Origin of the sequence: Mesorhizobium sp. M7A.F.Ca.US.014.04.1.1 (assembly GCF_003998745.1) — a bacterium.
In the GTDB taxonomy this organism is placed as follows: Bacteria; Pseudomonadota; Alphaproteobacteria; order Rhizobiales; family Rhizobiaceae; genus Mesorhizobium; species Mesorhizobium ciceri.
The window spans coordinates 1-10,831 of record NZ_RZRW01000153.1 but is presented as its reverse complement, the minus strand read 5'-3'; the positions used below and the strand labels follow the sequence as shown (position 1 = coordinate 10,831).

Genomic DNA, 10,831 nt, shown 5'->3' with positions numbered 1-10,831 from the left:
TCGTCGAATAGCCGCCGGTCAGGTTCGGCTCCGACACGCCGATCATGGCGTCGATGACCTTGTCCGGATCGGTGGTGCCGGCCTTCTCGACCGCCTTCACCCACATGTTGAAGCCGATATAATGGGCCTCCATCGGGTCGTTGGTGGTGCGCTTGTCGTTCTTGATGAACTTGTGCCAGTCGGCGATGAACTTCTTGTTCTCGGGCGTATCGATGCTCTCGAAATAGTTCCAGGCGGCGAGATGGCCGACCAGCGGCGCGGTGTCGAGACCTGCAAGCTCTTCCTCGCCGACCGAGAAGGCCATGACCGGAATGTCCTCGGCCTTGATGCCCTGGTTGCCGAGTTCCTTGTAGAACGGCACGTTGGCGTCGCCGTTGACGGTGGAGACGACGGCGGTCTTCTTGCCGGCCGAACCGAACTTCTTGATCGCCGAAACCTCGGTCTGCCAGTCGGAGAAGCCGAACGGCGTGTAATTGACCATGATGTCTTCAGCCGCCACGCCCTTGGCCTTCAGATAGGCCTCGAGGATCTTGTTGGTGGTGCGCGGATAGACGTAGTCGGTGCCTTCCAGCACCCAGCGCTTAACCGAACCGCCGTCCTCGCTCATCAGATAGTCGACCGCCGGGATCGCCTGCTGGTTCGGCGCCGCACCCGTGTAGAACACGTTGCGCTCGCTCTCCTCGCCCTCATACTGGACCGGATAGAACAGGATGTTGTCGAGTTCGGAGAACACCGGCAGCACCGATTTGCGCGACACCGAGGTCCAGCAGCCGAACACCGCCGCCACCTTGTCCTTGGAGATCATTTCGCGCGCCTTTTCGGCAAACAGCGGCCAGTTGGAAGCCGGATCGACGACCACCGCCTCGAGCTTCTTGCCGAGCAGGCCGCCCTTGGCGTTCTGCTCGTCGATGAGCATCAGCATGGCGTCCTTCAGTGTCGTCTCCGAAATCGCCATGGTCCCCGAGAGCGAATGGAGAATGCCGACCTTGATCGTGTCGTCGGCGGCCTTGGCCGGAGCCGACATCAACAGGCCGGCGGCGACCGCACCAGCCGAAAACATTTTTGTTATTGTCGAGAAATTACCCCTCATATTACGGACTCCCAAGCTAGTTGATTGCACCGCAACACTACAATGCAACCCCCATGCCAACCGCTCCAGCGATCCCGAAAGGGTACAAATAGTTCATAGATATCAGCGCTTTGGAACATAGGGCTTCCAAAACAAAGAGAGCCGGCCAGAAATCGATTGAGGGAAATTTGCGCAGCTTACACAGTTTTTGCCTAATTTTCGCTCATTCTCCCAGACTGCCTAGATTTTGATCTGAATAGCGGCGCCTTGGGCGACCGATGTTGCGGCGCGGTGCAAAAATAGGGCAAGCTCGCTCTTCAAACGAGCGACGTCATGATTTCAGGGATTTCACGCTTTTTCATCGGCATACTGCTTCTGGCCGCAGCAACCGGAGCCGCGCGAGCCGATTTCAGCGATGGCAAGATGCCTGACGGCACCTATCATTGCGAAGTGTACCTGCTTGGCATGTTCCTCAGCCTCGGCGACATCACCATCAAGGGGAACGTCTACAGCGGCCCTGTCTACACCAGCCTCGGCGGCTTCGGCCCCGCTCAGCAAGGGTACAACTACCAAATGGATGCGAACGGCGTGATTTCCTGGCTGGGACCACTGGGCGGCTACACCGCCGGCGGCAACTCGCTGTCGCTGACCCAGGCGACGCTTGACGGCGAAACCGTGCCCTCCTTCGACATCATCATGAAGCAACCCGACGGCGCCTTCACCGCATCGACCTGCACCAAGCAATAAGGGTGGCAAGAAAAAGGCGCGGAACCTTGCGGGTTCCGCGCCAGCAGTCCGTCGGGAGGATGTGACTAGATCGTCTTTGCCGACATCTGCGCGGCGATGTAGTCGGCCTGGCGGATCGCCAGCGACACGATCGTCAGGGTCGGGTTTTCGGCGGCCCCGGTGGTGAACTGGCTGCCGTCCGACACGAACAGGTTCTTGATGTCGTGCGCCTGGCCGTGCTTGTTGACGACGCCGTCTTCCGCTTTCTCGCTCATCCGATTGGTGCCGAGATTGTGGGTCGAGGGATAGGGCGGCGTCGGGAAGGTGCGGGTGGCGCCGACCGCATCGTAAAGTGCCGTAGCCTGTTTGTAGGCGTGGTTACGCATCGCCGTGTCGTTCGGATGGTCGTCGAAATGCACGTCGGCGATCGGCATGCCGTGTGCGTCCTTCTCGTCTGCATGCAGCGTGATGCGGTTCTCCGCGCGCGGCATGTCCTCACCGACGATCCACAGGCCGGCCATGTGGTCGTAGTGATCGAGTGCGGTGGTGAACGAGCGCCCCCAGGCGCCCGGATCGAGGAATGCGGCCATGAACGGCAGGCCGAGCGACAGCGTCTCGAACTCGTAGCCGCCCACGAACCCACGCGACGGATCATGCCGCGCCTCGTCGCGGATGATGCCGGCCATGGTGGTGCCGCGATACATATGCACCGGCCTGTCGAAGATGGCATAGACCGAGCCGGTGGTGTGGCGCATGTAGTTCTTGCCGACCTGGCCCGACGAGTTGGCAAGCCCATCGGGGAATTTTCCCGACGCCGAATTGAGCAGCAGCCTTGGGCTCTCGATCGAGTTGCCGGCAACCGCGACGATGCGCGCCTTCTGCTCCTGCAGCTTGCCGTCCTTGTCGGCGTAGACGACGCCGGTCACCTTTCCGCTGGCGTCGTGGTTGATCTTGATCGCCATGGCATTCGGCCTGACTTCGAGATGGCCTGTCGCCTCGCCCTTGGGGATCTCGGTGTAGAGCGTCGACCATTTGGCGCCCCATTTACAGCCCTGGAAGCAGAAGCCGGTTTGCTGGCAGGAATTACGATCGTCGCGATCGACCGAGTTGATGGCCATGTTGCCGGTGTGGCATTCCTTGTAGCCGAGCTCGTCGGCGCCGGCCTTCAACACCTTGAAATTGTTGTTGCCCGGCAGCCGCGGCCAGTCATTGGTGCCGGTGACGCCCATCTTGGCCTCGGCCTTGGCGTAGTAGGGCTCCATCTCGGCCAGCGTGATCGGCCAATCGAGCAGGTTGGCGCCTTCCAGTTTGCCATAGGTCGAGAGCGTCTTGAACTCGTGCTCCTGGAAGCGCAGCGAGGCTCCCGCCCAATGCGTGGTCGAACCGCCGACCGACTTGACGATCCAGGCCGGCAGGTTCGGAAAATCCTTTGCCACGCGCCAGTCGCCGGACGTGGTGCGCTTGTCGGTCCAGGCGAGCTGGGCGAACGAACCCCACTCGTCATTGACGAAATCCTCGTATTCGTGGCGCGCGCCGGCTTCCAGGATGACGACGTCGACACCCTTCTGGGCAAGTTTGTTGCCGAGCGTGCCGCCGCCGGCGCCCGAACCGATGATGACGACCACGCCGTCGTTGTTCAGATCAAATGAAGCTGCCATGGTTTCCTCCCATGATTTCTGTTTGCGGGTTCAGGAACGACGGAGCTCAGAGCCACTCGATGTCGTCGAAACCGCGCGCGATGTAGCCGCCCTTGGAATAGGACTCGCCCTCGTAGCCGAAGATCGGCCACACCTCTTTCTGGTTGTAGAGGCCGACCACAAGGCCGCCTCTGATGGCCTGGAAAAACGGCGTCGCCTCGATCTGCTTCAGCACGCCGACGCGCTGGTCCTCCCAGCCGAGGCCGCGATAGCCGCCGCCACCGGATTTCTTGTCGAGGTCGGCGATGCCATCCTCGAGCATCGCCTTGTAGGCGGCGTCCTTGCCGGCCTGCTCGTCATGACCTTTCACGGCAATGGCGTAGTATTTGTCCGGCACCTGATCGTGCGGATAGATGTCACGCGCCATCTGGATCAGCGTCGCCATGGTTTCGGGCTTGAGTGCCGATGTCTCGAGCCCCCAGGCATGTTCAGGGCTGATGACGGCGCTACCGGAGATGACGAGCAGCGCCCCGATGCCGCCGCGTTTGAGAAGCTCACGACGGGAAAGCCCGGGCTTCGCGTCATAGATCGTGACCATTTTATTCCTCCCTGCTTGCTATGTGCACTGTTGAGAGTGCGTTTGCTGGCGCCGCACCTGCCGGCGCGACTGCTATGTCTCCTATTGGAAGCGACCTCCGCGCTGCAGAACCTCGATCTTGTAGCCGTCGGGGTCCTCGATGAAGAAAAAGCGGGCGATCAGCGATCCGTCGCGGTTGAACTCGACGATCTTCTTCGGATTCAGGCCAAGCGCACCGAGACGGTCATGTTCGCTGTCGAGGTCGGCGACGGAGACAGCGAAGTGACCGTAGCCGTCGCCGAGCCCGTAAGCTTCCTGCCGATCCTTGTTCACGGTCAGTTCGAGCTCGAACCCTGCCTCGGCATTGCTGAGGTAAAGGAGCGTGAACGTCTCGAAATCCAGCCTGTCGGCGACATTGAGCCCGAAGGCGTTTCTGTAGAAATCGACCGATCGGGTCTCGTCGAGAACCCGGATCATACTGTGGATCGCCTTGGCCAAATTAGTCTCCGCGCTGGTGTGGAGGCGATTATGCGCGGCGCGGACAAAAGGTGGTGGCAGCCGGTTACCACGCCCGCAGCCGCGAACGGGACGAAAGTCCGATTGCCGGACCGGCAATTTTGCCCGAGAATACGTGTGGGGACAGGTCAAGCAGTATCAAACTGCACGCCGTCCACCCAAGACCAACAATCATGGGAGGTTTGTCGGATGTGCAGGGTGTTTGCGGGCCAGGACCCCGAAGGCTATCGCCAGATCAACCGCTCGATTCGCATCGACGGTCACTCGACCAGCATCCAGCTCGAAGCGACGTTCTGGGCGTTGCTTGACGAGATCGCCGAAAACCAGAACCTGACGACGCCGAAATTCATCTCCAAGCTCTATGACGAAGCCATAGAGATCAACGGCGCCATCCCGAACTTTGCGTCGATGCTGCGCACCACCTGCGCGCTCTATCTGCGCGGCCATCGGCCGGGGATGGATGAGCAGATGGTGCCGAAGCGGCAGGCCGCTTAGCGCATTGCGCTCAGCTTAGTTCTTGCGCGAGCCCTATGAGAAGCCCTCCGGGCCCTCGAATGTAGCAGAGCCGATACACGTCTCTATACTGGACAACTTCGCCTTCGAGCCGCGCACCGCGATTGCGGAGCCTTTCAAGCGTCCCCTCAATGTCGTCCACGGCGAACATGACGCGGAGGTAGCCGAGGGCGTTAACCGGGGCGTTGCGGTGATCCGAGACGGCAGGCGGCGTGAGGAAGCGGGACAGTTCGAGCCGGCTGTGGCCGTCCGGCGTCCGCATCATGGCAATCTCGACGCGTTGATCGCCCAGTCCAGTGACACGTCCGGCCCATTCTCCTTCGATCGTGGCCCGCCCTTCGAGCTCAAGGCCGAGCTCGCCAAAGAAACCAATCGTCTCTTCGAGGTCATCGACGACGATTCCTATGTTGTCCATCCGTTTGAGCGCCATGTGTTCAGTCTACAAGGCGTCGTCCAGGTCGTAAACTCATTAGGCTGCTTGCCAGCTGAGCAGGTATGATCAAGGGGTCCGGAACGCCTCGTGATACGTCGCGGTGGCGCCCTGGTGTCGACCACTACCTCGAACGCCAGCCGGTCTGTGGCTGTCCCTGATTCATGCCTGATGGCACGATGCTGTTTCTATCGGTCCAGTATCCGGCCGCGTATGCCAGGACGCTCTGCAAGAGGCGACGCTGCAGCCCAAGTTCCGGGCGAAAACCGGCTTCCAACAGCACAAGCAGACCTGATCGACAGTAGACCAAACCCTCGCTAACGATTTTGTGATGTGGTTGACGAGGTCATTTTCATCTCGCAGTCTATCGGCATTCGATCTGCGGCTTAACCTAACTATCGTTGTCATGAATACTTGGGAATCACTTCCCAAGCGTGCTCTCTTATTTTTGAGATTCCTAATATGAACCGTCGCAACCCTGTCCGAATGAATCGGCGTCTTTTCCTGTCCTCGGTCGCAATGTTTACGGCAACCGCGACATCGGCCGGTTTTGCGCGATCGTTCTCGGGCACTTTGCCCTGGACGCCAATGACATCCGATCCACCGACGCAGGTCGTGGCAGGCGGCTGGCACTTTTTCTCGGCCCAGGAAGCAGCTCTAGTCGAGGCGATCGTCGACCGCATCATTCCGGCCGACGAGCTCAGCATGGGCGGCAAGGAAGCCGGTTGCGCCGTCTATATCGACAGGCAGTTGATGGGGGCGTTCGGTGCGTCGAGCCGGCTTTACACGCAAGGCCCGTTTCTGCCTGGACTGCCCACCCAGGGCTATCAGGGCGAGGCCAATCCGGCGCAGCGTTACCGCACCGGGCTTGCCGCCATCGACGCTTTCCTGAAACAGCGGGACGGCAAGACATTCGTCGAGCTCGCACCGGCCGAACAGGATGCCTTCCTGACGGCTATGGAGGCCGGGAAGGTCGACCTGCCCAATGGCGTCAAGGGGCCGGGTTTCTTCGGGCTTCTGCTGCAGAACACCATGGAGGGGTTCTTTGCCGACCCCGTCTATGGCGGCAACAAGGACATGGTCTCGTGGCGCATGCTTGGTTTTCCAGGCGCCCGCTACGACTACCGCGACCATGTCAGCAAACACAATCAGCCATATCCGCAGCCGCCTGTCTCGATCATCGGGCGCCCCGAATGGCTCGGCAAAGGCGCCTGATCATGACCAAGATACTGCCTCGCAAAGACGTCGTGATCGTCGGCCTCGGCTGGACGGGATCCATTCTGGCCCACGAATTGACCGATCAGGGCCTGGACGTGGTGGCTATAGAACGCGGCCCCTGGCGCGATACGGCAACCGATTTCAACATCGGCTACGCGCAGGATGAGTTGCGCTACAGCATCCGGCGCGACCTCTTCCTGCAGCCCGCCGTGGAAACCATGACGGTGCGCAACGACCCATCGCAGAAGGCGCTGCCGATGCGCGATTTCGGCTCCTTCCTCCCCGGCAACGGCGTCGGCGGCGCCGGCGTCCACTGGAACGGCCACACCTGGCGGTTCTGGGATTCAGACTTTCAGATAAAGACCAATCTGACCAAGAAATATGGTGCATCGAGAATCGCCGATCTCCAGGTCGAGGACTGGGGCGTGACCGGCGCGGAGATGGAGCCCTATTACGACCAGTTCGAGTATCTGGCAGGCATCTCGGGCAAGGCCGGCAATATCAAGGGGCAGTTGCAGGAAGGCGGCAATCCGTTCGAGGATCCAAGGTCGCGGGATTATCCGAACCCGCCGATGCAGATGACCTACGCGCCAACCCTGTTCGCCGAGGTCGGCCGGTCGATCGGCCTGCATCCCTTCCCGACCCCATCCGCCAACATGTCGCGGGCCTATGTCAACCCGCTCGGCATCGCCATGGGTCAATGCACCTATTGCGGATTCTGCGAACGCTTCGGCTGTGCCAACTATTCGAAGTCGAGCGCCCAGACCACCGTCCTTCCGGTGCTGATGAAGAAGTCCAATTTCGAAGTCCGCACCGACAGCGAGGTACTGCATGTCGATCTGGCTCCCGGAGGCAAGTCGGCGCGCGGCGTGACCTACGTCGATACCTCAGGCGAGGAGTACTTCCAGCCGGCCGATCTGGTGCTGCTGTGCGCCTACGGCCTGCACAATGCCCGGCTGATGATGCTGTCCGGCATCGGCAAGATCTACGACCCCGGCAGCGGCGAAGGAACGGTTGGGCGCAATTACTGCTACCAGACAAACGCCGGCGTGCAGGTGTTCTTCGACGACAAGAACTTCAACCCGTTCATCGCCGCAGGCGCGCTCGGCCAGACGATCGACGATTACAATGGTGACGCGTTCGACCACGGCGCGCTGGACTTCGTCGGCGGTGCGGGCATCAACTGCATTCCCACCAACGGGCGCCCGATCGGAACCAGGCCGACCCTGCCCGGCACGCCGAAATGGGGCAGCGCCTGGAAGAAGGCAACGGTCGAGGGCTACAAGAGCACGCTTGGCTACTCGTCCCAGGGAAGCAGCTACGCGACGCGCAACAACTACCTCGACCTCGACCCGACCTACAAGGACCGTTTCGGGCGGCCGCTGATGCGCATGACGTTCGATTTTCCCGACAACGACATCCGCATGTCGAACTATGTCTGCGACCGGATGGAGGAAATTGCCAAGGCGCTCGGCGGAAAGCAGTACGCCGTCAGCCGCCGCAAGAAAGGCTGGGACAGCGTCCCCTACCAGAGCACCCACAATACGGGCGGCGCCATCATGGGAACGGACCCGAAGAAGAGCGCGGTCAACACCTTCCTCCAGAGTTGGGACGTCCCCAACGTCTTTGTCATCGGTGCGTCGGCCTTCCCGCAGAATGCCGGCAAAAATCCGACAGGAACGGTCGGCGCGCTCGCTTTCCGCGCCGCCGATGCCATCCGCAATCAATATCTGCGCAATCCCGGTGCACCCCTGGTGCAGGCATGAACAAGCTCGTTCTCACGCTCGCCATCGGTGCTGCGGCCCTCACTGGCGGCCCGGCATGGAGTGCCGACCAGGCGGACCAGATCATACGTGGACAGTATCAGGCGGTGCTCGGCGACTGTGCAGGCTGTCATACGCGAGCCGAGGGCAAACCGCTGGCCGGCGGCCTGCCGCTCGAAACGCCGTTCGGCGCGCTTGTGCCGCCCAACATAACGCCTGACCGCGAGACGGGCATCGGCAGTTGGTCGGAAGCCGACTTCCGCAGCATGATGAAGTCAGGCATCGGCCACAATGGTGTGCGGCTCTACCCCGCAATGCCCTACCCCGCCTATACCAGGATGAACGATCGGGACATTTCCGACTTGTGGGCCTATCTGACGACGGTTCAACCGGTATCGAACAAGGTCGAAGCCAATCAGCTGCCGTTCCCGTTGAACATCCGGCTGGCGATGCTGGGCTGGAATGCCCTCAACTTCACCGAAGCAAGCTTTCAGCCGGATCCCTCCAAGTCGGCGGAGTGGAATCGCGGCGCTTATATCGTCCAGGGAGCGGGCCATTGCGGCACCTGCCACTCGCCCAAATCTTTCCTTGGCGCCGATAAGGACAGCGAGTTCCTGCAAGGTGCCTCCCTGCAGGGCTGGTTTGCCCCCGACATCACCAACAATGCGCAATCGGGCCTGGGCAAATGGTCGGAAGAGGATCTGGTGAAATACCTCAAGACCGGCGTCAATGCGCATTCGATTGCCTCCGGTCCGATGGCGGAGGCCATCGAGAACTCCACGTCGAAAATGACCGATCCCGATCTCAAGGCGGTTGCAGTCTACCTCAAGAGCCTGGGCTCGGATGTCGACAGCGCCCAACCGGCAAAGCCTGACGCAACACGGATGACCGCGGGCGAGGCAATCTATCGCGACAATTGCTCGGCCTGCCATGGTGGAGATGGTGCCGGGTCAGGCGCGCTTTTCCCTTCCCTTGCCGGCAATTCGATCGTCGCGCAGGGCAGTGCCGAAACACTGGCCCGGCTCGTCCTTGCCGGCAGCCAGGCCGTGCACACGGCCGATGCACCGACGACGCCCGCCATGCCTTCCCTGGCCTGGCGCCTGAAAGACCAGGAGGTCGCCGACGTCTTGACCTATGTGCGCGCCAGTTGGGGCAACGCGGCTCCTGCAGTCTCGTCCGGCGATGTCGCTGCCGTACGCAAGGGATTGACCCAGTAGACCCGTACTCTAGCTCTCGGCTGCGACAGCGAGCGCCAGACGGCTCATGTCGGTGAAAAGCGCCTGGCGCTCGGAATAGTCGGTCTGTTCGCCGGTCTCGATGTTGTCCACCACGACACACATCGACAACGCACGTGCTCCGAAATGCTCCGATATGCCATAGAGCGCGCTGGTTTCCATATCCACGGCCAGGGCTCCTTGCGCCCGTGCATCGGCAAAACGGGCACGCCCATCCGGGTGATAGAAGATGTCGCTGCAGACCGTCAGGCCGACATGATGGTCGATGCCAAATTCTACCGCCTTGGCCCGTGACGATGCGAGGAGCGCCGGGTCCGGGCCAGCCGGTCCATAAAGGCCGAAAACCTGGCCGCTCTGGGCGCTTTCCGCCTGTGCCGATTGCGAGATGACAAGGCTGCGCAGCTTTGCCTTTGCGGTCAGGCTGCCGCAGGTGCCGGTACGGATCAGCGTCCGGGCGCCATAATGGTCCAGCAGTTCATGCGCATAGATCAGAAACGATGAAACGCCGATGCCCGTCGCTTGAATGCTGATGGACTTGCCACGAAACAAGCCGGTGAAGCCAAGCGTGCCGCGTCGGCGATTGATGCAGCGCGGCGCTTCCAGGAACGTTTGCGCCATCCATTCGGCGCGTTGCGGGTCGCCCGGCAACAACACCGTGTCGGCATAGTCGTCCTTGTCCGCTTCGTTGTGCGGCGTCACCGGTTGCTCCCCTAAGCCTTCCTGCCGTTCACCCCTCAATCATGGCGTTGTCACGGCGTTGCGCAAGGAGGAACATGGGGAAGGCTTTAGGACTCCAGCACGTCCTTGACGATCGTGGCCAGTTGCTTGAGCGAAAACGGCTTCGGCAGGAAGCCGAAATGCGCATCTGCCGGCAGGTTTCTGGCGAATGCGTCCTCGGCATAGCCGGACACGAAGACGAACTTGATGTCGGGCTGGCGCTTGCGCAATTCGCCGAGCAGCGTCGGCCCGTCCATTTCCGGCATCACCACGTCGGAAACGACGATATCGACCTTGCCGCCCAGCGCCTCGAACACTTCCAGCGCCTCGACGCCCGACGACGCCTCGTGCACGGTGTAGCCGCGCGAGGTCAGCGCCCGCATGCCGCCCATGCGCACGGCATCCTCGTCCTCGACGAGCAGCACCGTGG

At 61.3% G+C, this 10,831-nt stretch carries 12 protein-coding genes; 5 read left to right on the top strand and 7 right to left on the bottom strand.

What is annotated here, in order from left to right; all coding sequences use genetic code 11:
• A partial coding sequence (urtA, locus tag EOA22_RS12955) for an urea ABC transporter substrate-binding protein (RefSeq protein WP_127390006.1) occupies positions 1-1,090 on the bottom strand: 1,090 nt, incomplete at its 3' end.
• A 312-nt stretch (positions 1,091-1,402) separates the two neighbouring features.
• Between urtA and EOA22_RS12950 the strand changes: the two genes are divergently transcribed.
• Positions 1,403-1,816, top strand: a complete 414-nt coding sequence (locus EOA22_RS12950) for a hypothetical protein (RefSeq protein ID WP_024503521.1) — start codon at positions 1,403-1,405, stop codon at positions 1,814-1,816.
• Positions 1,817-1,881: 65 nt separating this feature from the next.
• Here the strand turns inward: EOA22_RS12950 and EOA22_RS12945 are convergent, their stop codons facing one another.
• From EOA22_RS12945 to EOA22_RS12935, 3 genes are all read right to left on the bottom strand, one after another.
• Positions 1,882-3,453 carry a GMC family oxidoreductase gene (locus EOA22_RS12945; protein WP_127390005.1) on the bottom strand — a complete coding sequence of 524 codons (1,572 nt, stop codon included), beginning with the start codon at positions 3,451-3,453 and terminating at the stop codon, positions 1,882-1,884.
• A 46-nt stretch (positions 3,454-3,499) separates the two neighbouring features.
• Positions 3,500-4,030 (bottom strand): Twin-arginine translocation pathway signal, encoded by a 531-nt coding sequence (locus EOA22_RS12940; protein ID WP_063167927.1) that lies wholly within the window; start codon positions 4,028-4,030, stop codon positions 3,500-3,502.
• An 81-nt stretch (positions 4,031-4,111) separates the two neighbouring features.
• A complete protein-coding gene (locus EOA22_RS12935; RefSeq protein ID WP_027161507.1) occupies positions 4,112-4,507 on the bottom strand; it encodes a VOC family protein in 396 nt (131 codons plus the stop codon).
• Between the two features lie 207 nt (positions 4,508-4,714).
• Between EOA22_RS12935 and EOA22_RS12930 the strand changes: the two genes are divergently transcribed.
• Positions 4,715-5,020 carry a ribbon-helix-helix domain-containing protein gene (locus tag EOA22_RS12930; protein ID WP_063167926.1) on the top strand — a complete coding sequence of 102 codons (306 nt, stop codon included), beginning with the start codon at positions 4,715-4,717 and terminating at the stop codon, positions 5,018-5,020.
• A gap of 10 nt (positions 5,021-5,030) precedes the next feature.
• Here the strand turns inward: EOA22_RS12930 and EOA22_RS12925 are convergent, their stop codons facing one another.
• Complete coding sequence (locus tag EOA22_RS12925) at positions 5,031-5,468, bottom strand: VOC family protein (protein ID WP_063167925.1); 438 nt, start codon at positions 5,466-5,468, stop codon at positions 5,031-5,033.
• A 588-nt stretch (positions 5,469-6,056) separates the two neighbouring features.
• Here EOA22_RS12925 and EOA22_RS12920 point away from each other — a divergent pair.
• From EOA22_RS12920 to EOA22_RS12910, 3 genes are read left to right on the top strand one after another with little or no spacing between them, the layout of a single operon-like run.
• On the top strand, positions 6,057-6,683 hold the full coding sequence (locus tag EOA22_RS12920; RefSeq protein WP_244514297.1) for a gluconate 2-dehydrogenase subunit 3 family protein: 627 nt from the start codon (positions 6,057-6,059) through the stop codon (positions 6,681-6,683).
• A gap of 2 nt (positions 6,684-6,685) precedes the next feature.
• On the top strand, positions 6,686-8,452 hold the full coding sequence (locus EOA22_RS12915) for a GMC family oxidoreductase (protein ID WP_024503527.1): 1,767 nt from the start codon (positions 6,686-6,688) through the stop codon (positions 8,450-8,452).
• Positions 8,449-9,666: a cytochrome c gene (locus EOA22_RS12910; RefSeq protein WP_063167924.1), complete on the top strand. Its 1,218-nt coding sequence runs from the start codon at positions 8,449-8,451 to the stop codon at positions 9,664-9,666. Before EOA22_RS12915 ends, EOA22_RS12910 begins: the two co-directional genes overlap by 4 nt.
• Before the next feature lie 9 nt (positions 9,667-9,675).
• Here the strand turns inward: EOA22_RS12910 and EOA22_RS12905 are convergent, their stop codons facing one another.
• Positions 9,676-10,383, bottom strand: a complete 708-nt coding sequence (locus EOA22_RS12905; protein WP_013531859.1) for a DeoD-type purine-nucleoside phosphorylase — start codon at positions 10,381-10,383, stop codon at positions 9,676-9,678.
• An 86-nt stretch (positions 10,384-10,469) separates the two neighbouring features.
• Positions 10,470-10,831, bottom strand: a 362-nt coding sequence (locus EOA22_RS12900) for a response regulator (RefSeq protein ID WP_164755392.1), incomplete at its 5' end; no start/stop codon positions are given.